Genomic DNA, 24,786 nt, shown 5'->3' with positions numbered 1-24,786 from the left:
TATGCGCATTAACCCTGAAACTGTTGACAGGATCAAACAAGCTTCCGACATTGTTGAAGTAGTCGGAGATTTTGTGTCATTAAAGAAAAAAGGGGCCAATTACTCTGCATGCTGTCCTTTTCACAATGAAAAAACACCTTCGTTCAATGTAAACCCTTCCAGACAGATTTATAAATGTTTTGGATGCGGAGCGGCCGGCGATTCCATCAAGTTTGTAATGGACATTGATGGCATCGGTTACGGCGAGGCACTGCGTTATCTGGCCGGCAAATACAACATCGAAATTGAAGAAGAGGAAATTACCGACGAAGAAGCCATTCGCCAGAATGAACGGGAAAGCCTTTACATTGTCCTTAACTATGCAAAAAACTTTTATCAGCAGCAGCTTCATCACAGCGAAGAAGGGCAGGCAATCGGATTGAGTTATTTTCGCGAGCGTGGATTTTCAGCTGAAATACGGAAAAAATTTGAACTCGGATACAGTCTGGATACGTGGGACGCATTTTCCAGGGAAGCCATGGCAAAAGGACATTCGGCCGATTTGCTGGAAAAAGCCGGATTGCTGATTCGTAAAGAAGATAATGGTGCGGGGAACCGCCATTCGCCAGGTTATGACCGTTTCAGAGGCCGCGTCATTTTCCCGATCCATAATGTAGCCGGAAAAGTAATTGCTTTCGGAGCCCGGATTTTAAAGTCTGAAAAAGGCGGAAATGCAAAGCAGGCAAACCAGCCGAAATACCTCAATTCACCTGAAACCGACGTTTATCATAAAAGTGAAGTTCTTTACGGCATCTATCAGGCTAAAAATGCGATCCGGAATCAGGAACTGTGTTACCTCGTTGAAGGATACACGGATGTAATTTCCCTGCATCAGGCCGGCATTGAAAACGTGGTTGCTTCTTCGGGAACATCGCTTACAACAGAACAAATCCGTCTGATCAGCCGCTTTGCACCAAACGTTACTATTCTGTATGACGGTGACATTGCCGGTATCAAAGCAGCCTTGCGCGGACTTGATCTTGTGCTGGAAGAAGGACTGAATGTCAATATCGTACTCTTTCCGGACGGAGAAGATCCGGACAGCTATGTACGAAAAGTCGGTGCGGAAGCATTTAAAGCTTACTTGCGGCAGGCTTCAAAGGACTTTATAACTTTTAAAACAGAGATCCTGCTGAAAGATGCGGGCAATGACCCGTTCCGGCAGGCAGCGGTGATCGGGGAAGTTGTAAACAGTATTGTCAGGATTCCGGAGGCTATCAAAAGACAGGTTTTCTTTCATCGGACGTCAGAAATGATGAAAGTGGATGAACAGATGCTGATTACCGAAGGCAATAAACTGTTACGCAAACAACAAACCCAGAAATCTCAGGAAAAGACAACCCGCAGACCCGCTTCGGAACAGGAAAATCCCAATGCCATTGATGAAGTAATCGGTACATTTCAGGCCAGAAACGAGGAATTGCCTGCCGATCTGTTTGCGCCGGAAATGCCGGAAGCAGAACCCGTACTTCGCACCAAATTGTACTATCAGGAAGAAGCTTTTATGAAATTGCTTGTTCTGTATGGTACAAAAGAGCTGGAACCAAGTATAACTGTTTGTCAGTATGTGTTGGGTGAAGTGGAAGGAATTGATTTCAGCGACACTGTTTTTCATCATCTGCTGACATTGTTCCGGGAAAACTACAACCGCAACAACGTTTTAACGACCGATTACTTTCTGCATCATCACGAACCTGAAATCCGGAACCTTACAATCGGCTGGCTGGCCACCAAGTATGAACTCAGCGAGTTATGGTCCGAGAAATACGAAATATACGTTCCCTTTGAAACCGATGTGCTGGACAAAACAGCCTTTATAAACATACTGAGGCTGAAAAAAGTTTTTATTGAAGAAAAGATGAAAGCATGCCTTGCGCAGGCCGTTCACGCCAAAACAGAAGAAGAACAAAATGCAGTGATGAACGAATATATGTTCTATAAAGGCATCAGTATGGCCGCTGCCAAGGAACTGGGAAGTGTAATCGGCTGAACGACAGTCAGGAAATTGCTGTTTCTACAACAGGAATAATATTTTATCAATTAAAGGATCAAAATCAATTTTCCCGTATATGAAAACCCGGTTTCTTATCCCCGTTTTACTGATTCCCTTTATTTTTCTGGAATGCAAGTCTTCTTACAAGTTATTGAAAACCAAGCAGGAAGACAACTTTCACCTTTCTGATTATACGACTTTCGGCTTTTATGATATTGAAGCGCAAGGCGATACCATTCCTGAAAACTTTGAAAGCAGAGTCGGGATTATCAAAGAAGCAATTGCCAGAAATTTGCAGGCCAGAGGACTTGACGAAGCGCGGGACCCAGGCCTTAAAATCAACATCGCACTGAATGTAAAAGAAGAAATCCAGACGAGGCAAACTGACTTCAGAACCGACGGATTGCCCAGATACATGGGCCAGCGTCGTTATTCATGGAAAAGTCAGGAAGTACCTGTCGGAAAATACCGTGAAGGAACGCTGATAATCGACCTTGTAGACGCAAATAACAACAAACTTGTGTGGCAAGGCGGCAGTGAAGGCATTATTCCCGAAAAAAGCAGAAACTTTACGGAAGACATCAATGAAGCAATCGGAAAAGTAATTGCCCAGATTCCATAGCTATAAACAACAAAGGGCTGTTTTCAGTTGGAAACAGCCCTTTGTTGTTTATTATTTATTTGTTATGCGTTGTTATTTACAACTCCATGAACTTTGTCACTTACCGTATGAGCAATTGAACCTGCTTTTTCTTTTACAGAATTTACATTATTGTTAAATCCTTCTTTTAGCTTGTCGGCCAATGCAGTTAATTCTTCAAGGCTTTTATCGTATTTATCTTTTGCTGTGCCGCCAAGATCGCCAGCTTTATTTTTAATGAGCTCACGTGTTTCTTTGCCGTTTTTAGGAGCAACCAAAAGCCCAACTGCAACACCTGCCAACAGTGCACTAAGAGCACCTAATAAAAATTTTTGATTCTTGTCCATCTGAATTTCTTATTTTGTGTTAACAATACATTATAATTGGGTACACAAAAATACTATGCCACCCTTCTTCCTGAAATTATGCATCAGTCTGCCGGAATTTTCAGACAATTTATAATGCTGCTTGTCCTTTTTCTGCCTTGGCCAGTGACGGCTCAGTGGAAAGTTCTGGATGTAAAGACCAAAATCAATATGCGGGCTGTACATGCGGTTTCGCCAAGTATCTGCTGGATTGGAGGATCAAACGGTACAATTCTGAAAACAACCGATGCCGGACATACATGGCTGACGTATAAAGTTTCAGGTGCGGACTCGATGGATTTCCGGGATATTCATGCTTTCGACAAGCAGAATGCCATTGCCATGAGCGCGGGCGAATCAGAGAAAGGAAAGGCGAAAATTTTCCGGACGGAAGACGGCGGCGAATCATGGAGCCTTGTGTACCAAACTACACAGAATGGGGTTTTTCTGGATGGAATCGACTTTTGGGACAAAAACAGAGGCATTTGTCTCGGCGATCCGGTTGAGGGAAAGCTGTTTATACTGGTTACGGAAGATGGCGGAGAATCTTGGACAGCGCTTCCTTTGGAAAAAAGACCGGCAACACTGCCCGGAGAAGCATGCTTTGCAGCCAGCGGCACATCCATTCTTACCGCTGGAAAAAGCAGCGTGTATATCGGAACGGGCGGCGGCAAAATGGCAAGGGTATTCCGCTCTGAAGATTACGGACAAACATGGCAGGTTTCCGAAACGCCATTGCCCGCAGGGCCAACAAGCGGCATTTTCGGGCTGAGATTCTGGTCGAAGAAAAACGGCATGGCGGTCGGCGGAGATTACAAACGTACAACTGATTCGACCAGAAATGTACTGATCACAAACGACGGCGGAATTACATGGGAATTACAAAATAGCATGACGAAACCTGCCGGACTGAAAGAATGCGTGGACATTTACCATAAAACCAACGCAACCTGGAACGGCGACACGCAGATCCGCTCAGACAATTATGCATTGGTTGCAAGCGGGCCTTCGGGAAGCAGCTTTTCGCTGGACCGCGGCAAAACCTGGCGTTTGCTGGGCAAAGAAGGCTTTCATGCGTTAAGCTTTGCCGGCAATGTCGGCTATGCAGTCGGGGCAAATGGGCTTATTGGTAAAATAGACCTGATTTCGACGAAAAACAAAAAACGCAAGCTCGTGGTTGTAGAAGAATAACCGGATCCGGGACCGGCCATTCTTCTGTATATTCTTTTGTAAAAAACTATATTCTGTCAATCAGTTCTTTTACTTTCCGCACTTCCCTTCCGGCAAGATGGTCCGCGATTGCTGCGGCATGATCGCGTCCGTTTTCTATAAAGACCTTTTCCGTAAAAACACCGGCCATAACTGTTCCGCACAAGTACAGGCCGGGAACGTTGGTTTCAAATGTTTCAGGATCAAAAACCGGAACTTTGGTAACCGGATCAAGCGTCACGCCGCAACGGAAAAGCAAGTGTTCATCGGGCAGATAACCGACCAGCAAAAACACAAAATCCGCCGGCAGCCATTCTGTTTCTCCGGTTTCAACATTCTGGATCTGCATGCGGCCGGGTTCAATGGCTTTGGTGATGCTGTTGAAACGCGTATGGATTTTTCCTTCTTTCACCCGGTTTTTTACATCGGGAACGAGCCAGTATTTCACTTTTGTCCTGAAATCCGCATCTTTATGTACGATTGTAACATGCGCATCGTGCCGGTATAATTCCAGCGCCGCTTCCACTGCAGAATTGGAACCACCAACCAAGACAACATTCGTATAAGAATACTCGAACGGCTCGTCATAATAATGCGAAACGTGCGGAAGGTCTTCACCCGGCACGTTCAGCTTGCGCGGCACATCAAAATAACCGGTCGCAAGCACGACGTTTCTGGACTGAAAAACCTGGCCATCTCTGGAATAAGTCAGAAATGTTCCGTCCGGCTGCTTTTCAGAGCGGTCAACATCTATAAACAATTTGAAATTCAGATGATAATAACCCGCCACTTTCCGGTAATACTGCAAGGCTTCATTGCGGTTGGCTTTTACGTCAGAAATAGCAAAGGGAATCCCTCCGATCTCGATATTTTCAGCTGTGGAAAAGAACTTCATACGTCTTGGATACCGGCGGATGGATTCGGTCAGATTGCCTTTTTCCAGAATCAGATAATCAAGGCCGCTTTTTGCAAGCTCTACGCCCATAGCAAGGCCGCAAGGCCCGCCTCCGATAATGATTACGTCGTATATATGCATTATTTAATCTTGAAATTACAGTTTGCAGCCGTTCGCTTCATTAGACCGGCTCTTCCAATTTAACCCCTTATTTTGGTTATTGGTTTCTGAACTTTGTAAATTAGCTTTCCGTTTAGAATGTTCATCAACACAAGCTTTTTTCTTTGACAGATTCCGTGAATATTTTTACCAGAAACCTCAATGAATGGGGAAAACGGGGCATTCCGTTTCTGTTTATTGCAGATTATCTGTCAGAAAAGCCACTTGCATGGCCATTGAAAGACGTGAATCCCGCCGAGATACAATTCGATTTCAACGGCTTTTCCAATCAGGCATTTACAGAAAAGAAAGAATTGCCCGGCGATTTTTATTTCAGAAAGTTTCCGGTTCCTTTTGAAGAATACAAATCCAGGTTTGACTTTGTTGTAAAAAACCTGAAAGCCGGAAATTCGTTTCTTGTCAATTTTTCACTGCCTACGCTGATAGAAACCGGTTTGTCGCTCTTCGATATTTACCAAAACAGCACAGCACTTTACAAGTTGTGGTTTAGAAACGAGTTCGCCTGCTTTTCTCCTGAAATCTTTGTGCGTATAAAAGGAAACCGGATCGCTTCCTTTCCGATGAAAGGTACGATAGACGCTTCGGTTCCCAATGCGGAAGACGTCATTTTATCCGATTACAAGGAAGCTGCGGAACATGCCACGATTGTAGACCTGATCCGTAACGACCTGAGTATGGTTGCTCAAAAAATATGGGTGGAAAAATATCGTTACATTGACCGTATATATACAAATGATAAAACGCTTCTGCAGGTGAGTTCTGAAATTGCCGGAATTCTTCCTGATGATTTTAATGGAAAATACGGCGATTTGCTTTTAAAATTACTGCCGGCCGGTTCCATTACCGGCGCGCCCAAACCGAGTACCATGCGGATTATCAAAAATGCAGAAGGTTATGAAAGAGGTTACTATACGGGCGTTATGGGTTATTTTGACGGTGAAAATTTTGAAAGTGCTGTGATGATCCGGTTTATTGAAAACCAGAATGAACAGCTCATATTTAAAAGCGGCGGCGGAATTACAGCGCGCAGCAATGCCCGAAGCGAATATCAGGAATTAATTGACAAAGTTTATCTTCCTTTCAGCCATGTCGCGCAAACTATGCTTTGAAACCATCTGCGTTGAAAACCGGATTCTGAAAAACCATTCTTATCATGAAGCACGGCTGAACAAAACGCGCCGGGAACTATGGGGCTTTACGGATTACTGGAACCTGACAGACTTGATTGCCATTCCGGATTCGCTGGGAAATGAAATGCATAAATGCCGGCTTGCCTATGAAAACGAAATTGATCATATCAAATGGGAATTGTATGCGCCGCGTACAATAAGGAAAATCCAGCGCGTTTATCATGATACTGTTGATTATGCTTTCAAATATGATGACCGGACGGAACTGAACATGCTTTTTGCACAGCGCGGTAATGCCGACGAAATCCTGATTATCAAAAACAAAATGGTTACGGATTCGTGTTTTTGCAATACGGCTTTTTATGATGGAGAAAAATGGCTTACGCCTGCCGCTCCGTTGCTGCAAGGCACCCAGCGTGCATTTTTGCTGGACAACGGAATGATACAAGAAGCTGAAATCAGAGAAGAAAATATTTCCGGATTCAGTCATATAAAGCTTTTCAATGCCATGATAAACTGGGAAAATGCACCAATTCTTGACATTGATGTGATCGCATGATTTTATGCGGTTTTCCCGATTCTAAGTTGTAAATTTGATTTAAAGACATTTTGCCCCAGCTTCCAATGACCTCCTTTTTTGAGGAAGAAACTACCTTATTTGCCGATCTGATTTTACCGGTCCCGATCCCTTCTTTGTTCACTTACAGAGTACCGAGGGAAATGAGCGAACTGATTAAAGTAGGCGCACGGGTTATCGTGCAGTTTGGCAAAAAACGCGTTATTACAGCCGTAATCGCCAACATTCATACAAATCCTCCGGTTAAATACCAGGCCAAATACATTCTTGAACTACTCGACGAACAGCCGATTGTAACTGCCCGCCAGCTTGAACTTTTCAAATGGGTGGCGGAATATTATCTGTGCAATATCGGCGAAGTACTGAATGTCGCGTTGCCCGCCGGACTTAAAATTACAAGTCAGTCCCGGATTCAGCTGAACCCGGAATTTGACTATGAAGAACTGCTTACCGAGCAGGAAAAGCTGATTCTGGAAGAAATAAAAAAACACCAGACGCTTTCCTATGAAGAAGTGGAGCGGCTTATTGCCAAGTCCAATATCACTTCGGTTATCAAGTCACTTGTCGGGAAACGCGCCATTATCCTTTTTGAAGAAGTAAAGGAAAGGTACAAACCGAAAGTGGTGCGGAAAGTACGGCTGGGCGCTTCGTTTCTGGACAATGATGCGCTTGTAAAACTGACGTCTTCGCTCGACAAAGTTCCCAAGCAGCAGGAAATCGTACTCAAATACCTGAGCCATGTGCCGGTTTACAACAATCCGGAACTGAATCAGAAAGGGCTGGACAAATCCTTTTTCTCGCAGGATGACAAGATTTCCAATGCTTCCCTGAATTCACTGATCAAGAAAGGCATCTTTGAACAGTTTGAAATTTTCGTTTCAAGGTTTGAAGACATTCCGCTGAAAGACGGCGCCGTCATTACATTGACCGAATCACAGAAAGAAGCCTCAGCGCAGATTCATGAGCTGTTTGCTGAAAAAGAAGTGGTTTTGCTGCACGGCATTACAGGAAGCGGAAAAACGGAAGTTTACATCGAACTCATCAAACAGGCACTGCAGAGCGGCACGCAGGTTTTGTTCCTGCTTCCTGAAATTGCGCTTACGACACAGATTGTCATCCGGCTGCGGAAAGTTTTCGGAGATGTCATGGGAATTTATCATTCCAAATTCTCGGATAATGAACGCGTGGAAGTATGGAAAGGCATTCTGGACGGAAAGTTCCAGTTTGTCGTGGGCGTACGTTCGGCCATTTTCCTGCCGTTCAATAATCTCGGCTTGATCATTGTGGATGAAGAACATGAAACTTCTTACAAGCAGCATGAGCCGGCTCCACGCTACAATGCACGCGATGTCGCCGTGATTATGTCTTACATGCACAAAGGCAAAGTATTGCTCGGTTCCGCCACGCCTTCGCTGGAAAGTTATTATCATGCCAAAAACGGCCGTTACGGTCTTGTCGAAATGACGCAGCGCTTCGGAAATGCAGCGCTGCCGACTTTTGAGCTGATTGATATAAAGAAGGAAAAAAAGCAGCGCAAGATGAAAAATGAATTTTCGTCTGTTTTGCTGGAAAACCTGGAACATAATCTTAAGAATAAAGAACAGACGATCCTTTTTCAGAACCGGCGCGGCTATTCGCCTTATCTGCAATGCGAGGAATGTCACTGGATTTCGGAATGTGCCAATTGTGACGTGAGCCTTACGTATCATATGCGGGTCGGCGAGCTCAGGTGCCATTACTGCGGCCATAAGGAAGAAGTTCCGAGAACCTGCCCGAACTGCGGCTCGACGAAGGTGAAAACGATGGGTTACGGAACCGAGAAAATCGAAGATGAAATCAATCTGATGTTTCCGCAGGCACGCGTACAGCGAATGGATCTGGATACGACACGCGCAAAAAATGCCTATCAGCAGATCATCCAGGAATTTGAAGATGGCGGCATTGATATTCTGGTTGGAACGCAAATGGTGAGCAAGGGCCTCGATTTTGACAATGTGAGTATGGTCGGGATTTTTGATGCAGACCGCATTATTCATTTCCCCGAGTTTCGCGCCTCCGAACGTGCTTTTCAGATGCTGACCCAAGTAAGCGGGCGCGCGGGAAGGCGTGCAGAAAAGCCCGGGAAAGTACTGATACAAACGGCAAATCCCGCACAAAAGCTGCTGGAAAGGATCATTACAAATGATTACATTGGCATGTATGAAGCCGAAATTGCCGAAAGGGAAAAATTCAACTATCCGCCTTTCACACGTCTGATAAAAGTTACCGTAAAGCATCCGGACGAACCGGTTTCGAACAAGGCTGCCAAAATACTGGCGGAAAAATTAACGGCAGAATTAGGTACAAGCAGGGTTCTTGGACCGCAGCCTCCGCTGGTGGAAAGAGTAAGAAATCAGTTTTTGTTCGATATTCTCATTAAACTTGAGCGAGAAAAGATTAATTTTAAGGCGGTAAAGTCATTTATTCAAGAAAAGGTAATTGATGTATTAACCGATAAGACGCTAAAAAGCATCCAGGTCATCATTGATGTGGATTGTTTATAAAATCATTCATACTGCATATTAGTCTATGTCTTCAAAAAAAACCAGAATTGTTGCTACCGTAGGGCCGGCCTCGGAATCAAAAGAAACATTGTATGCATTGGCAAAAGCCGGGGTAAACGTATTTCGTCTTAATTTTTCGCACGGTACTCACGCTGATCACCTTTTAAGACTTAATACCATTCGGGAAATCAATGAAGAGTACGGATTGAACCTCGCCATTTTACAGGATTTGCAAGGTCCTAAAATCCGTATCGGATTGGTAGCTGAAAAGGATGGCGTTTTAATTGAAACAGGTAAAAAATTAATTCTTTCCAATACCGAGGTTCTTGGTACTGCCGAAAAAGTAAGTACGCCTTACGACGGAATGTACAACGACGTGAAAATCGGCGACCGCATTCTGATGGATGACGGAAAGCTGGAAGTACTCGTTACAGGCATTGACGGTACCGATGTAATTACCGAAGTTATTTACGGCGGTTATCTTAAATCAAAAAAAGGTGTAAACCTGCCGAATACCAAGGTTTCCATGCCTTCTGTAACGACAAAAGATTACGAAGACCTGGACTTTGGCCTCGAAAATAATGTGGAATGGGTGGCATTGTCATTCGTACGCACGGCTGCCGAGCTGCTTAAAGTAAAGGAATACATTGCCAATAAAGGCAAAACAGCCCGTCTTGTAGCAAAAATCGAAAAACCGGAAGCAATTCTGAATATCGACGAAATCATTGAAGCTACGGATGCCATTATGGTTGCCCGCGGTGACCTTGGCGTGGAGCTTCCGGCCGAGGAAGTGCCGATGATCCAGAAAATGATCGTTGACAAATGCAATAAAGCCGGAAAACCGGTTATCGTGGCTACGCAGATGCTGGAAAGTATGATCGAGAGCCCGCGTGCAACCCGTGCAGAGCTTAACGACGTTGCCAATTCCGTACTGGACGGTGCCGATGCAGTGATGCTGAGCGCGGAAACAGCTTCCGGAAAATATCCGCAGCTTGCCGTTGAAAGCATGACGCGCACCATTGAAAAAGTGGAAGCATCGACTAACAGCATTTATTTCAAGCATCATGCTTTTGTAAATGAAAATTCCGGTGTGAACAAGCTGAATGACAATGTGGTTATGAGCGCATGCCGTCTGGCGCGCGACACGCAGGCAACGGCAATCATCGGAATTACACGTTCAGGATACACTTCTTTCCGGTTGTCGCATCACCGCCCGAAGGCAAGCCTGCTGATTTTTACGTCCAACAAGATGTTGATGAATCAGCTTGCATTATACTGGGGAACAAAAGTTTATTACTACGACCGCGATCAGGATGTTTCGACGGATGATCTGATTGAAGACATCAAGCAGTTCCTGCTTGAAAAAGGCGATCTGCAAAAAGGGGATGTCTTTATTAACACCCTCAGCATGCCGGTTTCCAGACAGCGGAAAACCAATACGGTAAAGCTGAGCGTAGTGGAATAAGCAAGTCAGCATAATATAGTTATTGAAGGCAGCAGGGAAATTTCCCTGCTGCCTTTGTTTTTAATAAACGGTTCTATGCATTTGACAAGAAAGGCCGAAAAAGCTTTTTTCCGTAATAACAGAAAATCAAAAGCGGTTGCTTGTATCATTTCTGCATTTGGACCTGGAAAGCAGAATGTTTTGATAGCTTTGCAAGTACAACCAATCCTGAACCAAACTGCATGTCAATTCTTAAAGCAGCCATTATTGGCGGCGGCCATATTGCGGATCAGAACCATATTCCGGCATTGAAAAACCTTTCCGATCAAGTGGAAGTTACCGCCGTATGCAGCCGTGATCTGCAAAAAGCGAAGGCTCTTGCCGACAAACATCAAATTCCTTTTGCTTATGATCATGCGGAGGAAATGTTTGGCAGCCAGAATAAGCCGGATCTGATCATCAATTGCACGGCCAACCATTTACATTATCCTTTTACGATGCAGGCGCTGGAAAACGGCTGTCATGTGTTATGCGAAAAGCCGCCGGCCATTACGGCCGCACAAGCCAGAGAAATGGCAGATTTTGCAAAAATGAAAGGGAAAGTACTGGCCTACAACTTACAACTTCGTCAGACGCAGGAATATACACTGCTGAAAAAATGCCTGGAAAGCGGACAGCTCGGTGAAATTTATCATATCAAAGCGGATTTTGTACGTCGAAGGGGAATTCCGGGATGGGGAAATTTTACGAATAAAGAAATTCAGGGCGGAGGCGCGTTAATGGATCTCGGCGTTCACATTCTGGATCTTGCGCTGGGTCTTCTGGATTACAGGATGCCGGACAGAATTACAGCCAATACGTATGATTTCATCGGAAAGGCCGGCGGAAAAGGCCTGATGGGAAACTGGAATGCCGAAAGTTTTGAAGTAGAAGACGCTTGTTTTGCGCATTTGTCTTTTCCGGATAATGTCAGCATCATGCTTTCTACGACCTTTGCATTAAATACAAAATCTGAAAAAAACGTAAATCTGCAGGTATTCGGCACTTTGGCCGGAGCAGTTCTGAACCCGTTTTCGATGTATACTGAAATAGCAGGTGAACTTGCGAATATTGAATTTCCGCATTTGCAGGAAACCGATATCCAGCTTGCCAATACAACTGCTTTTCTGGATGCGTGTAAAGGAAAAGCAAGTAATATATGTAATGCAGAACAAGGCGCGATTTTACAGGCAATTGTGGAGAAAATATATCAGAGCGCGCAAAGATGAAGAGCTTTCAGCTATTGGCTATTGGCGGTTAGCTTTTAGCCTCTAAAGAATAAAAACGGATTGTTACAACCAATTTCAGGCAACAACCTGATATAAGAAAAGCGCCCTGAAATTTCCAGATTTCAGGGCGCTTTTCACATTTTACTTCTCACTAACAACTTCTCACCAAAACCAATTACTTGGCCGTTGCCATTACCATTTTAATATCGTTTTTGGCGCCAAGCTCAAGCACATCCACAAGGTCCTGAACAGCGAGGTTTTTATCCACTCGCAGCACAACCGTACGTTCTTCCACATTGGCAAATATATTCTGAAGTTCCGCTTCAAGGCGGTCGAATGGAATGGGTTCCTTGTCAATAAAATAACCTTTATTTTCGTCCACTGACAGTGTAATCTGCTTTTTGTACATCTGCTGCGTGGCGGAGGCTTTTGGCAGCATCAGCTTGATTACGTTCGGATTGGACATCGTGGAGATAATCAGAAAGAACAGCAGCAGGAAAAACATGATATCGTTGAGTGAGTGCGTAAACACTTCAGGCGCAAACCGGCTCTTCCGACGTATTTTCATAGGATAAAGAATGAATTTGGGTAAGTAGTCGTGCCGTGCAGAAAAACGGGTAACGATAAAGTCAGGATCCCGCCAATGCTCCGGATCTGAGTTTCACCCGGCACAACTGATATTAATTACTTTGCAGCCACCGGCTTCTGCAGTACGTCCAGAAAATCAGAGGCAGCCATTTGAAGTCTCAGCGCAAAACGGTCGATTTTCATGTTCAGCAAGTGATAGCCTGCATAAGCAATCAGACCAATGATCAGACCGGAACCGGAAGTAATCATCTTTTCGTACATACCGCCGGCAATGGTACTGATATTGAAGTCATTGGAAATCGAAATATCATAGAAAATACGGATAATACCGGAAATGGTACCTACGAAACCAAGCATGGGCGCAATACCTGCAATAACACCAAGATACGGCAGGTTTCCTTCCATACGCTGGATTTCAATCTGGCTTGCGTTCTCAATTGTAGTCTCGATATCTTTGATCGGGTATCCGATCCGGCCGATGGCACGTTCCAGAATCCGGCCCGTAGCATTGCGCTGGTTACGGCATAAAGATTCGGCAGACTTCAGATTTCCCTGCTGGATAAAATCTTTTACATTGTCAACAAATTGATGTTCTACCTTTCCGTTGGAACCGATTCCCAGAAAACGCTCGATAATCAGAAAAAGAGTTGCCAGAAATAACAGTCCGAGCGGTAACATTACCCAGCCTCCCTTTGCGAGAAGATCTATAACAGAAAGGCCCTGGTCAGCAACAGGTGCAGCCAAAGTAGAGTCAGTAAGTGCTTGCAGAAGCATCATATTAAATGTAAAAGTGAATGGTTTAGCTAATGAATCAGCGGTTATTTCTTTTTAAAACAACTTTGAAAATAAACGGAGTAAGCATACCCTTATTGTTTATTAGGCAAATATAGGAAAATTACTCTTTAGGCATGATCAAACCTTTTCTACATTACACTAATTCTAAAAACTATAAAATGTCATGTGTCCGAAAGCCCGGTCCGGTGACAGAAATGTCTTTTGATTCAGTACAGACAACTGCTTCAGAAACATTAAACAGGATTTTCCCGACGGCCGGAGCGTATAAATATTTATAAAATTTTGCTGCCTTAAAACCATTCTGTTGCTTGCTGACTACATTTACATTCCGGAGCATCATAATATCTCCTGTCCGAACGTTACTGTTACTGTGAACAAATCCGCGAAACAATGGATATCTCTCAGCCTGCTGAGCCTTATGCTTGTGAAAGTATGGGTGATCCCGCTATTGTATCTGGATTTTGAAATTCGCCGGGAATACATTGTGGCCAATCTTTGCGAAAACAGAACACGGCCGCAAATGCACTGTGACGGCAAATGTTATCTTGCAAAACGCATTGCTTCGCTGGAAGAACAGGAAAAACGGCAGGCTGAAAAAAATTATATGGCGCGCCTGCTCGATCATGTGATGGATCAGCGGATTTGTTTCCGTTTTGCACAGCCGACTGTTTCTAATGAAATGACTTCGGTTCCGCTTTTTACTTATACTTCTCCTTTTACGCCCCGCGTAGCCGTTGATGATATTTTTCATCCGCCGCTCAGTTAAGCAGTTAAAATCAATTTTTGTTTTACCAAACCGGCAAAACAGAACTTAACCAATTTATTGGCTTATCTGACTTTAAAAAAAGCCGGGTATGCTGCTATTTTAACTTTTATCAAAATGAAGCGTAAATTTTCATATATCTTTCTGTCACTTACGACAGCACTCTTTTCCCTCTTCCTGGTTTCCTGCAATAACGACGATCCGGTTACCGACCCTGCAACAAAAGGCAGTATCCGCTTTGAGTTCGACAATGTGGCCGGCGACAGAGACCTGAAACTGAATACAGATACGTATCAGAATGCAGCCGGAGAAAATTTTACAGTTTCCAGGCTGAATTACTACATTTCTAACATTAAACTCAAGAATGCGGACGGAACCACTTTTACTGTTCCGCAGGATTCCAGCTATTTTCTGATCCGGGAATCAGTCGCAGAATCACAGCAAATCAGGATCAATAATGTGCCTTCGGGTGAATATACGGGTGTGGAATTCATGATTGGCATCGACAGTACCAGAAGCGTTTCTGACCCTTCACAGCGAAAAGGTATTCTGGATACGGGAACCGGCCCGACCAATGAAGAAGGCATGTACTGGAACTGGAATCCGGGCTACATTTTCCTGCTGATGGAAGGCAATTCTCCGGTAGCCGGTTCATCAAACGGCAAATTTTACTATCACATCGGCGGATTTGGCGGCCGCACTGAAAAAACGCTGAACAATACCCGCATCGCAAAAGTGGATTTTGGCGGTAAAAAAGCCATTGTCACAACAGAACTGAGCCCGGAAGTACATTTGCTCGCAGATGTTCTCAAAGTTTTCAGCGGTTCCACACAAGTCAGTATTGCCAAGAACTTCAGTGTTATGTATGAAAATTTCTCTGCCAACATTGCTGACAATTATGTCAATATGTTTAGTCTGGATCATATTCATGCCGATTAAATCCGGTAACTGCCTGTAAACAATGAGCAAAAAAATATTCATGCTTTGCGGTACGTTTCTGTTCCTTTCCGGATTGTTAAGTTCCTGTGAAAAAGGCACTGACAATCCGGAACCGGAGCCGGGACCTGTAACAAATGAGCCCGCTCTGTCCGAATGGAAAAAGCCTGACCATTTTCCTGACCCGGTTTATGATCTGTCCAAAAATCCGCTGACCGAAGATGGCATTGAGTTAGGAAGATTCCTGTTTTATGACGGCATTTTGTCGCGTACGGATAAAATCGGCTGCGGTACCTGCCATCAGCAGCAGGCTGCATTTACGCATCATGGCCACGATCTCAGCCACGGCGTTGATGATCTGCTGGGCACCCGCAATACGCCGGCAATCCAGAACCTGGCGTGGAATACTTCCTTTTTCTGGGACGGCGGGGTTCATGACATGGACCTTGTTCCGCCTGTTCCGATGGAAAACCAAGTGGAAATGGGCGAAAAAATGGGGAATGTCATCGAAAAACTGAAAAAAACGCCTGTTGCCGGAGCTGCCAAGCAGGTTAATTATCCAAAAATGTTCAAAGCTGCGTTTGGTACGGAAGAAATTACGTCAGAACGGCTTGTAAAAGCTTTGTCCCAGTTTATGATGACGATGGTTTCCTCCAATTCACGTTACGATTATCATCTGAGAGGCGATGCAGCGGCATTGACGACGCAGGAAAAAGAAGGATTAACGCTTTTCCAGCAAAAATGCGCCTCCTGCCATAACGGAGTACTTTTCACGGATGACAGTTTCCGCAACAACGGATTAATCCCGAACAAGATCAACGATCAGGGACGTTACGCCATTACGCTGAATGAAGCGGACAGGCTTAAATTCAAGGTTCCGAGCCTGAGAAATGTCGGACTTACGGCTCCGTACATGCACGACGGACGCTTTAACACACTGCAGGAAGTTCTTGACCATTATGCCAACGACCAGAACAGCAGCAGTGTTGACAGCATTTACGTTTCTCCTTCATTGGACCCGTTGCTGAACATTGCAGGCCAGAAACGCGGAATACCGCTTACGGCCCAGCAAAAGAAATCCATTATTGCATTCCTGAAAACCCTGGATGACAAGCAGTTTATTGCAGACAAGCGCTTTTCTGATCCAGGAATCGGCACTTCATTCTAATCTGAGCTGAAATGAAATTCAAATATATTCTTCCTTTATTTTTCCTGTTGCTTATTTCCCGTTCGTCGTTTGCCTGCGATGCATGCGGCTGCTCAAACAGTGGTTCGTATTTCGGGCTTATGCCACAGTCCAACAAATCGCTGCTTGGCATACGGTACTCGCAGCTGAACTTTACTACGCATCCGGAAAGCCATGTGTTAAGGACGCAGGAAACATTTAACGTAACGGAAATTTACGCGCGCTTTTTTCCTGTGAAGCGTGTTCAGGTGATGGCGTTTCTGCCGTATCGCTTTGCCCGGCAAGTGACAACTTCCGAAACCAAAAAGCAGAACGGAATAAGCGATGCTACCATATTGATGAATTATAATGTCATCAACACGTTCATGGATACAGAAACTGCTTCTGATTTTACGCATACGCTTTTGATCGGCGGCGGCATAAAGCTTCCTACCGGAAAATTCCGTTATGATGAAAACCTGCTGACCGAAGTGGCCAATGCCAATTTCCAGTCGGGAACGGGAAGCACTGACTTTATCCTTAATGCATTTTATACGGTCAACAAGGGGCAATGGGGACTTTCTATGAATGTTTCCAGAAAATTCAACACGGCCAATTCGGAAGATTACCGCTTTGGAAATCAGCTTTACGGAACCGTTGATCTTTACCGGTCTTTTGAACTTGGGAAAATCAGTGTGACGCCGAACGTTGGGCTTTATGGTGAAAAATCGGAACTAGGAACCAGAGACGGCAAAAAAGTACTGGAAACAGGCGGTACCATGCTGAACGGCACCATTGGAGTTACCCTTTTTGCAAACCGGTGGACGCTCGGAATCAGCGCTCAAAAGCCAGTAGCGCAGGATCTTTCCGCCGGTTTTGTGAAAGCTCATTCCAGGGGCCTGATCCAGGCCGGATGGCTGTTTTAGGATTTAATGCTTTTCATTTTCTGCAGTGATTAAACGTTCATTAAAATCAAGGAAAATTGAAGGATGCATTGTTTCTTTGTAAAAATTTAAAAGTTGCCGGTTAATTATATGCAAAGCGGAGAAAAAAATGCGCAGCCCTGGTTGGGTAAAATGCAGGAAAAATGGGGATTGGAAACAACCAGGCAAGTTCTGCTGGTATTGGCAGTCTTCAGTTTGTCAGGCTCTTCCGTTGTTTGGCTCAGAAAAGGTCTTTTTTACCTGCTGGGTTATGACGAAACAACCCCGATGTGGCTGAAAACCATTACGTACATTCTGTTTATTTTTCCTACATATCAAAGCCTTTTGTTGTTATACGGATTTTTACTGGGCCAGTTTTCTTTCTTCTGGGAAAAGGAAAAGAAAATGTTCCGCTGGATAAAAGCCAAATTCAGCAAGTAAACAGGCATTTACAGAATCATACTTCATAGTGAATAATTGCAGGAGTACGGGATACAACTTTCCTGTACTCCTTATTTTATTTATACCTTTGTGAATTATTCTTAATTAAGGTTCAGAATCATACATATCATTCCATGTTTGAAAACTTACAGGACAAACTAAATAACGCCTTTCGCACACTTAAAGGAAAGGACAGGATTTCAGATATAAATGTTGCCGCCACGACCAAGGAAGTACGTAAAGCACTTGTCGATGCCGATGTAAACTTCAAGGTTGCCAAGGAAATTACGGACCGGATCAGGGAAAAAGCACTGGATCGCAAAATCCTGATTTCGGTGGAACCCGGACAGATGTTCGTCAAGATCGTTCAGGAAGAACTGACCGAACTGATGGGCGGCCAGGCCGAAGGCATCAACATCAAAGGCGATCCTGCAGTAATTCTGATCGCCGGTCTGCAGGGTTCGGGTAAAACGACTTTTTCAGGAAAACTTGCTGCCTTGCTGAAAAAGCAGGGAAGACAGGTTTTGCTGACAGCCTGCGACGTGTACCGCCCGGCTGCGATAGACCAGCTTAAAGTACTTGGCGAACAGATCGGCGTTGAGGTTTATTCCGAGCCCGAGAACAAAAATGCCGTCAGTATTGCCCAGAATGCCGTTGCTTACGCAAGAAAAATCGGGAAAAAGATCGTGATCGTCGATACGGCCGGACGTCTGGCGGTGGATGAGGTCATGATGCAGGAAGTTCAGGATATTAAAACAACTGTAAAACCTGCCGAAATTCTGTTTGTCGTGGACTCCATGACCGGGCAGGATGCGGTAAATACAGCCAAGACCTTTAATGAAAGACTGAATTTTGACGGTGTCGTACTCACCAAGCTGGATGGCGATTCACGCGGCGGTGCTGCGCTTTCCATTCGTCAGGTTGTCGAAAAACCAATCAAATACATCAGTACCGGTGAAAAAATGGAGGCGCTCGATTCCTTTTATCCGGATCGTATGGCCAGCAGGATTCTGGGTATGGGTGACGTTATCTCGCTCGTTGAACGTGCACAGCAGGCATTTGACGAAGATGAAGCCAAGCGCATCAACGCCAAAATGCGTCAGAACAAATTCGATTTTGACGACTTTTTAGGCCAGCTTCAGCAAATCAAGAAAATGGGTAACGTGAAAGACCTGATCGGTATGATTCCGGGAATGGGAAATGCGATGAAAGATCTGGATATTGATAATGAATCTTTCAAGCCCATTGAAGCGATCATTCAGTCGATGACCAAAAAGGAAAGGGAAAATCCGGATATCATTGACGGAAGCCGCAAAAAAAGGATTGCAAACGGAAGCGGAACAACCATTTTGCAAGTCAATAATCTGATCAAGCAGTTTGATGAGATGCGGAAAATGATGAAAAAAATGAATACCATGCAGGCAGCCGGCAAATTAGGCAAAGCTTTGCGCCGCTGATCCGGCCTGAAATACACAATCACACACTATTGAAGATTCCTGTTCATGAAAAAATACATTCTGTTTTTTGCCATTTTGACTCTATGCAGCCATGAAAAACTCATGGCGCAATCGTCTGTCGGTTATTATCCGTGGAGCAGTTTGCTGACCGTAAGTACAAATCCTAAAAAGATGCTTTGGCTGGATACAAGATTTCAGACCAATTCGCTTTTCAGCAGTCTGAGCGTGGATATTCTGCCGATGTACAATTTCAAAAGAACCGAAGTAGTGCAATGGTATGCGGGCGGCGGGTTGCGTTTAAATCCTTTGTACCGGATTTCGGACTCCAATGCGGATCTGATTACCATTGACGGTTATTCCATCAATGTAGGCGTCAGAATTGCCCCGATTCCTCAAAACAGACAAATTCAGCTTGCGCTTGAACTGAATCCTTATGTAAAAGACAAATTCGACAGCGGTGTTCTTAAAAGTCACTTTGGCGTAATTTATGCTTTTAGTAAAAAGAAGAAAAAAGAAACTTCGCAGCCGTAGTTTCTGATTTTGATATAAGTAAAAAACGCTCTTGAATCCGATCATTTACCGTTAATTCAAGAGCGTTTTTATTTTATCAGTATAAAACTGTTTATTTATAATAGCCATGCCCTGTTGCTAACAGCTTATACTAAAAGCCAGAAGCTCAAAAAACAGAATCAGTTTCCTCCGCGACCTGCTTTGTAAGAATCATACTCTTCAAGCAACGTAATCAGATCATCGTCTCCGCCAAATTCCAGCTGCTGTTCCTTGATCACGTAATTCAACTTATTCTTTTCATCCGGAAGCAATTTCAAGAAACTGTTTTTATCATTCAGTTTTACCGGGTTCAGCTTTTCATTTTTCAAAATATACAGCTTGGCGCCTTCATCCATTTCGCGGGTTGCACTTGCTTTTTCCACATGGATCGGGTTTGTATATTTTTTCAGAAGCTTGGTATTTCCGTCGTAAAGCACCCGGTAAAAACTTTTGTCCGTATAACCGTCCACTGCCGGAAAGCCGCTTTTAAAAGTATAAAGGTCTGAACCCGTCATAATCGAAAATTCGGTAATGCCGGCCGGAATCCGGAACAAGCTAGTTCCTTTTTTGTATTCCACTTCATCTTTTTCAAGATCGTACCGCAGCATCAACCCGTCATGAACCTGATCGTCACTTGTTCTCACCATTCCTGAATACCAATCTTTAAACAAATAAGGAATATTCCGGCCATTTGTACTGACAGTTTCCTGAAACGGAATTCCGGCAAGTCCCGTAGAATCCTGCGCCATGGCTGCATTCCAGCACGATAAGCAGAGCAACAAGAAAATTCTTAGGGAATATTCCATGATTTAATAAAGTTAATTTGATAAGTTCGGATCCGGAGAATCTCAGGAGTTAGATTCCCTACCATCTTTATGTACTTTTGCCAAAAAAATTGTACCCGTTCCATTGGACATTAATCAGCAGCTCATACAAATACGACAAAGTCTGGGAGGAATCGCTCCTGAACTGTTTCTGGCCATTTTCTTTTGCCTTTTCCTGTTTGCCGAGCTTGTTTTCATCCGCTTGCCAAAGAAAGAAAAAGCCTCGCTATACCTCCAGAATGTGGCACTTGCAGGCAGCATTGTAACACTTTTGCTTGTTTTGGGCCAGTGGAACGAAGAACCCTCCTACCGTTTTCAGCCTTTGCTTTTTCTGGACCGGCAGGCTGTATTTTTCAAGATCATGATTACGCTTTCCTGGATTTTTACGTTGGTTCATGTAAGGGTTCTGAAATACGATTTCCCGCCGGAATTCAACGCATTGCTGATTGCAGCCGTTGCAGGGCTCAATTTGCTGAGCATGTCCACGCATTTTCTGACCATTTATCTTTCACTGGAACTGATTTCCATAAGTTCTTACCTGCTCGTCGCCATCTCGCCCTATAAAAAAGCGGCCGAAGGCGGAATCAAGTATTTGCTTTTTGGCTCAGTAAGTTCAGCAGTAATGCTTTACGGAATTTCTTTGATTTACGGGCTTACCGGAACCCTAGATATCACCAGCGAAGCCATGACAGTCGGGCTGAACAATAATGCGGAGCTGGTTATAACGGTGACCATTGTACTGACGCTGGCCGGGCTTTTGTTCAAACTTTCACTTGTTCCGTTTCACGTCTGGACGCCGGATGTTTACGAAGCTGCGCCTACGCCGCTGGTTTCCTTTTTGTCGGTAGCGCCCAAAGCAGCCGTTATTCTGGTTTTAATGCGGCTTGCTGCTGTTTTACCTTCTTCATACTTTGCCATTTTGGGCGGCATTGCCCTGATCAGCATGACAATCGGGAATATTGCGGCATTATGGCAGTCCAATGCACGCCGATTGCTTGCGTATTCTTCCATTGCGCAGGCCGGATATCTTCTTGTAGGCATTGCAGCTTACAGCAGGTTCGGGTTTGAAACGGCTGTTTTTTATACTGCGGCTTATCTTTTCATCAATCTTGCTGCGTTTTTTGTCCTTGATCTTCTACGTCCGCAAAGCAATACGGATATGGCCGCATACGAAGGGCTTGGACGAAAATATGTCTGGATTTCAGGAATCCTAACGGTTGTGATGATTGCACTGGCCGGCCTTCCTCCTACCGTTGGTTTTACTTCCAAACTATTCATTTTTTCTGCACTCTGGGAAAGTTACCGCCAGCAGGAATTTTCCTGGATGCTGTGGCTGCTGGTCGGGGGAATTTTGAACGCGGCTATTTCCCTTGCTTATTATCTTAAACTTCCTTATCTGTTATTTTTCAAGAAAAACAGCTGGGAAGCAGATCATACAAACAACCGTTTTTCAGAAAAAGTCATTGCAGGAATTTTGCTGGGTGTTATAATGTTGCTGTTTTTCAAGCCCGAAATACTGATGAAGTGGATTTCATCTTTCTGATTTGTTATTTTAAAACCGGCCGGACTTTGTAACCGGCTTTCCGCAGCAAGGCAATTACACCACTTTCTCCACCCAGATGCGCCGCCCCGACTGCAAAAAACGTCGGTTTCTCGGCTATTTTACTTTTGATCTTCGGAATCCATTTCCTGTTCCGATCCTGAAGAAGCAATTCCTCACTTCCGCTAAGATCAAAATTGCTGTTTGTCGTCATGGTATAAAGCGCATTGATTTTTTCCGATTTATACAAATCCACCAAATCCCTGAATTCCTTTCTTGCAGCAGGAAGGTTGTTAATCATGGCGAGTACCATTTCAGCCTGATCCTTGTAAGGAACCGAATCAAAAAGTGCCATTTGCTCCTCGACAGTTTCCAGTCCGACTACTTCCGACTGCTGCTGACCCGCAAGTTCCACAAATGCCGTTTCGTACGACTGTGGCTGACAGGCCAGTACGGAATTAAAAAGAGGTCCCATCAGAATAAAAGGCTTTGCTTTTTCAAACATTGCCAGCCCTACTCCGACGGAATCTCTGTAAAATTGATCCAGTTTGGCATAATCAGATTCTGAAACCAGTTTTTTCAATTCATTCCCGCCCGTCATATTCATGGTTTTCATCATGGCCATCATCATGCCGGGATCGTCCATATCCATTTCCAGCGCAATCTGCTGCGTTCTTGCAACTGCCGTTTTCACCGAATCATTGAGTGAAAAGTCTGCGGGGCAGATCAAATGAATCGTTCCGAACAGGTAAGAAGGCTTTTTCTGGTCCGGAGCGGAAATTTCCCAGAGCAAGGCATTCTCTTTCGGAGCCTGTGCGCTGGAAAAAACAGCATGCAGGCAAAAAGCAAGACCTAAAAGTATTCTTTTCATATCTGGAACGATCCGGTGTAATTCTGATTACTCTTTGTTGCTGTCTACAACGATGCGTTCATCACGGTTTGCAAGTTCCCAGGCTGTGTAAAAAACCAGTTTCACGATTTCAGCCTGTTTGTCAAACATGATTTTTTCCACGTCATCGCCGGGTTTGTGATAATCTTCATGCACGCCGGTGAAGTAGAAAATGACCGGAACGCCCATTTTTGCAAAATTGTAATGATCGGAACGGTAGTAAAACCGGTTCGGATCTTTGGGATCGTTGAAGGTATAATCCAGCTTGTAGTTGACATACTTTTTGTTTGCTTCCTCACTGATTGCATGCAAGGTAGAAGACAATTTGTCCGAGCCGATAAGATAAACGTATTTCGGATCATTTTTATGCGCCTCGTCCACGCGTCCGATCATGTCAATATTCAGGTCTGCAATCGTATTTTTCAACGGAAGCAGCGGGTTCTCAGAATAGTATTCCGAACCGAACAAACCTTTTTCTTCTCCGGTCACATTCAGGAAAAGAATGCTTCTCCGCGGGCCTTTCCCAGCCGCTTTTGCCTTGCTGAAAGCCTCAGCGAGTTCCAGAAGCGATACCGTTCCCGACCCGTCATCGTCCGCTCCGTTATTGATCTCGCCATTTGGTGAAATCCCGATATGATCCAGATGCGCGCTAATTACAAGCACTTCATCTTTTTTGTCGGAACCTTCCATAAAAGCAGCTACATTTTCCGTCTCAATAGTTTCGCTTACCCTTTCCGCCTTCATAGAAACGTTTCCGGCCAGGTTTTTTGCCGCCGGCTTTCCTGATTTACTGATTGCAGCTTTGTTCTTTAAAAGTGCTGCTGCCGAAGTCTTAAGAATGGACGCAGCCATATCCGGCGAAATCACAAAAGCAGCCATATTGGTCAGACTTTCCTCAACCGGCTTTAATGTCGGGGCGCTGAACCTGCGGGACATTACCGCACGCTGACGAATTTCCTTGTCAAGGTCTTCACCGGTTTTATCCGTAACGATAAAGACATATTTTGCCCCTTTTGCAATGGCCAGTTTTACTTTGGGCTGCCAAGAGACAGGCCCGCTCCATTTGGATTTCTCACCGGTTCCGCTCAGCAAAAACTTTCCGTTCCCGGATTCAGGCTCTCCGTCAAAAATGATTACTGCTTTGTCCTTTACATCCAGATTGGCATAATCGTTATATGCAGATTCTTCAATGCCGTAACCCGCCGTGACAACAGGCGTATTCACTTCTTCGGGAATGCTTAAAAGTCCGTTCAGGTAAAAATCCTTGTTGAACTCGTATTTCCTGCCGTTTACTTTTACATAAACATCGCCCCAGGCACGCTTGTATAAATTGTACTTCTGCAGATATGACTTTGAACCGTCGGAAGCAGGCGCAATCGGTGTGGTTCCATATTCATTATAAAATTTGGAAACGTATTCAGCGGCCTTTTTCTGCCCGGGCGATCCGGTATCACGACCTTCAAGGCTATCAGAGGCTATAATTACAAGATGTTTTTTCAGGTCTTCCGGTGTAATGCTTTTAGCAAATTCAGAGGCGTCATCCTGTGCATTTGCCAAAGTTGCCATTGACAGGAACATCCCTGCCATTAATTTTTTGTTCATATTAAAGCTTGGTAATGAAATCGGTTTGTGC

General features: G+C 44.4%; 23 protein-coding genes. 16 read left to right on the top strand and 7 right to left on the bottom strand.

What is annotated here, in order from left to right; genetic code table 11:
- Position 1 precedes the first annotated feature (1 nt).
- Both dnaG and FEM33_RS04695 read left to right on the top strand, forming a co-directional pair.
- A complete protein-coding gene (gene dnaG / locus FEM33_RS04700) occupies positions 2 to 2,029 on the top strand; it encodes a DNA primase (protein WP_139010948.1) in 2,028 nt (675 codons plus the stop codon).
- Between the two features lie 79 nt (positions 2,030 to 2,108).
- Positions 2,109 to 2,654 (top strand): DUF4136 domain-containing protein, encoded by a 546-nt coding sequence (locus tag FEM33_RS04695; protein ID WP_139010947.1) that lies wholly within the window; start codon positions 2,109 to 2,111, stop codon positions 2,652 to 2,654.
- Positions 2,655 to 2,716: 62 nt separating this feature from the next.
- Here the strand turns inward: FEM33_RS04695 and FEM33_RS04690 are convergent, their stop codons facing one another.
- Complete coding sequence (locus FEM33_RS04690) at positions 2,717 to 3,019, bottom strand: YtxH domain-containing protein (protein ID WP_139010946.1); 303 nt, start codon at positions 3,017 to 3,019, stop codon at positions 2,717 to 2,719.
- Positions 3,020 to 3,055: 36 nt separating this feature from the next.
- On the opposite strand from FEM33_RS04690, the gene FEM33_RS04685 reads away from it, so the two are divergent.
- Entirely contained in the window at positions 3,056 to 4,228 is a 1,173-nt protein-coding gene (locus tag FEM33_RS04685; RefSeq protein WP_229214090.1) for a WD40/YVTN/BNR-like repeat-containing protein, read from the top strand.
- Positions 4,229 to 4,274: 46 nt separating this feature from the next.
- On the opposite strand, the gene FEM33_RS04680 is transcribed toward FEM33_RS04685, so the two are convergent.
- The gene (locus tag FEM33_RS04680; RefSeq protein ID WP_139010944.1) at positions 4,275 to 5,282 is read right to left on the bottom strand and encodes a YpdA family putative bacillithiol disulfide reductase; all 1,008 of its coding nucleotides are present in this window, start codon (positions 5,280 to 5,282) and stop codon (positions 4,275 to 4,277) included.
- Positions 5,283 to 5,425: 143 nt separating this feature from the next.
- Here FEM33_RS04680 and FEM33_RS04675 point away from each other — a divergent pair, with 143 nt between their 5' ends.
- From FEM33_RS04675 to FEM33_RS04655, 5 genes are all read left to right on the top strand, one after another.
- Positions 5,426 to 6,430 carry an aminodeoxychorismate synthase component I gene (locus FEM33_RS04675; protein ID WP_139010943.1) on the top strand — a complete coding sequence of 335 codons (1,005 nt, stop codon included), beginning with the start codon at positions 5,426 to 5,428 and terminating at the stop codon, positions 6,428 to 6,430.
- Positions 6,408 to 7,010, top strand: a complete 603-nt coding sequence (locus tag FEM33_RS04670) for an aminotransferase class IV (RefSeq protein ID WP_139010942.1) — start codon at positions 6,408 to 6,410, stop codon at positions 7,008 to 7,010. Before FEM33_RS04675 ends, FEM33_RS04670 begins: the two co-directional genes overlap by 23 nt.
- A 65-nt stretch (positions 7,011 to 7,075) precedes the next feature.
- Positions 7,076 to 9,571, top strand: a complete 2,496-nt coding sequence (gene priA / locus FEM33_RS04665) for a replication restart helicase PriA (RefSeq protein WP_139010941.1) — start codon at positions 7,076 to 7,078, stop codon at positions 9,569 to 9,571.
- Between the two features lie 25 nt (positions 9,572 to 9,596).
- Positions 9,597 to 11,036 carry a pyruvate kinase gene (gene pyk, locus FEM33_RS04660; protein WP_139010940.1) on the top strand — a complete coding sequence of 480 codons (1,440 nt, stop codon included), beginning with the start codon at positions 9,597 to 9,599 and terminating at the stop codon, positions 11,034 to 11,036.
- Positions 11,037 to 11,257: 221 nt separating this feature from the next.
- The gene (locus FEM33_RS04655; protein ID WP_139010939.1) at positions 11,258 to 12,283 is read left to right on the top strand and encodes a Gfo/Idh/MocA family protein; all 1,026 of its coding nucleotides are present in this window, start codon (positions 11,258 to 11,260) and stop codon (positions 12,281 to 12,283) included.
- 175 nt (positions 12,284 to 12,458) lie between these two features.
- On the opposite strand, the gene FEM33_RS04650 is transcribed toward FEM33_RS04655, so the two are convergent.
- Positions 12,459 to 12,851 (bottom strand): ExbD/TolR family protein, encoded by a 393-nt coding sequence (locus FEM33_RS04650; protein ID WP_139010938.1) that lies wholly within the window; start codon positions 12,849 to 12,851, stop codon positions 12,459 to 12,461.
- Between the two features lie 116 nt (positions 12,852 to 12,967).
- Positions 12,968 to 13,648: a MotA/TolQ/ExbB proton channel family protein gene (locus FEM33_RS04645; protein WP_138283109.1), complete on the bottom strand. Its 681-nt coding sequence runs from the start codon at positions 13,646 to 13,648 to the stop codon at positions 12,968 to 12,970.
- Positions 13,649 to 13,970: 322 nt separating this feature from the next.
- Here FEM33_RS04645 and FEM33_RS04640 point away from each other — a divergent pair, with 322 nt between their 5' ends.
- From FEM33_RS04640 to FEM33_RS04610, 7 genes are all read left to right on the top strand, one after another.
- Positions 13,971 to 14,432 carry a hypothetical protein gene (locus tag FEM33_RS04640; protein WP_229214089.1) on the top strand — a complete coding sequence of 154 codons (462 nt, stop codon included), beginning with the start codon at positions 13,971 to 13,973 and terminating at the stop codon, positions 14,430 to 14,432.
- Positions 14,433 to 14,546: 114 nt separating this feature from the next.
- Positions 14,547 to 15,368, top strand: coding sequence for an MbnP family protein (locus FEM33_RS04635; RefSeq protein WP_229214088.1), 822 nt, complete (start codon positions 14,547 to 14,549; stop codon positions 15,366 to 15,368).
- A 22-nt stretch (positions 15,369 to 15,390) separates the two neighbouring features.
- Positions 15,391 to 16,533 (top strand): cytochrome-c peroxidase, encoded by a 1,143-nt coding sequence (locus FEM33_RS04630; protein WP_229214087.1) that lies wholly within the window; start codon positions 15,391 to 15,393, stop codon positions 16,531 to 16,533.
- Between the two features lie 11 nt (positions 16,534 to 16,544).
- On the top strand, positions 16,545 to 17,456 hold the full coding sequence (locus tag FEM33_RS04625; RefSeq protein ID WP_139010937.1) for a hypothetical protein: 912 nt from the start codon (positions 16,545 to 16,547) through the stop codon (positions 17,454 to 17,456).
- A 108-nt stretch (positions 17,457 to 17,564) separates the two neighbouring features.
- Complete coding sequence (locus tag FEM33_RS04620) at positions 17,565 to 17,894, top strand: DUF6787 family protein (RefSeq protein WP_138283113.1); 330 nt, start codon at positions 17,565 to 17,567, stop codon at positions 17,892 to 17,894.
- 134 nt (positions 17,895 to 18,028) lie between these two features.
- A complete protein-coding gene (gene ffh / locus FEM33_RS04615; RefSeq protein ID WP_139010936.1) occupies positions 18,029 to 19,351 on the top strand; it encodes a signal recognition particle protein in 1,323 nt (440 codons plus the stop codon).
- Positions 19,352 to 19,396: 45 nt separating this feature from the next.
- The gene (locus tag FEM33_RS04610; protein ID WP_139010935.1) at positions 19,397 to 19,882 is read left to right on the top strand and encodes a hypothetical protein; all 486 of its coding nucleotides are present in this window, start codon (positions 19,397 to 19,399) and stop codon (positions 19,880 to 19,882) included.
- Between the two features lie 158 nt (positions 19,883 to 20,040).
- On the opposite strand, the gene FEM33_RS04605 is transcribed toward FEM33_RS04610, so the two are convergent.
- The gene (locus FEM33_RS04605; protein WP_139010934.1) at positions 20,041 to 20,706 is read right to left on the bottom strand and encodes a hypothetical protein; all 666 of its coding nucleotides are present in this window, start codon (positions 20,704 to 20,706) and stop codon (positions 20,041 to 20,043) included.
- A 103-nt stretch (positions 20,707 to 20,809) separates the two neighbouring features.
- Between FEM33_RS04605 and FEM33_RS04600 the strand changes: the two genes are divergently transcribed.
- Entirely contained in the window at positions 20,810 to 22,267 is a 1,458-nt protein-coding gene (locus FEM33_RS04600; RefSeq protein WP_139010933.1) for an NADH-quinone oxidoreductase subunit N, read from the top strand.
- 4 nt (positions 22,268 to 22,271) lie between these two features.
- Here the strand turns inward: FEM33_RS04600 and FEM33_RS04595 are convergent, their stop codons facing one another.
- Positions 22,272 to 23,135 (bottom strand): TraB/GumN family protein, encoded by an 864-nt coding sequence (locus FEM33_RS04595; protein WP_139010932.1) that lies wholly within the window; start codon positions 23,133 to 23,135, stop codon positions 22,272 to 22,274.
- 27 nt (positions 23,136 to 23,162) lie between these two features.
- Entirely contained in the window at positions 23,163 to 24,755 is a 1,593-nt protein-coding gene (locus tag FEM33_RS04590; RefSeq protein WP_139010931.1) for a M28 family peptidase, read from the bottom strand.
- Between the last annotated feature and the right edge of the window lie 31 nt (positions 24,756 to 24,786).

The organism is Dyadobacter flavalbus (assembly GCF_006149045.1).
GTDB classification, from domain to species: Bacteria; Bacteroidota; Bacteroidia; order Cytophagales; family Spirosomataceae; genus Dyadobacter; species Dyadobacter flavalbus.
The sequence above is the reverse complement of the archived record's forward strand: the minus strand, read 5'-3'. Positions and strand labels throughout refer to the sequence as shown.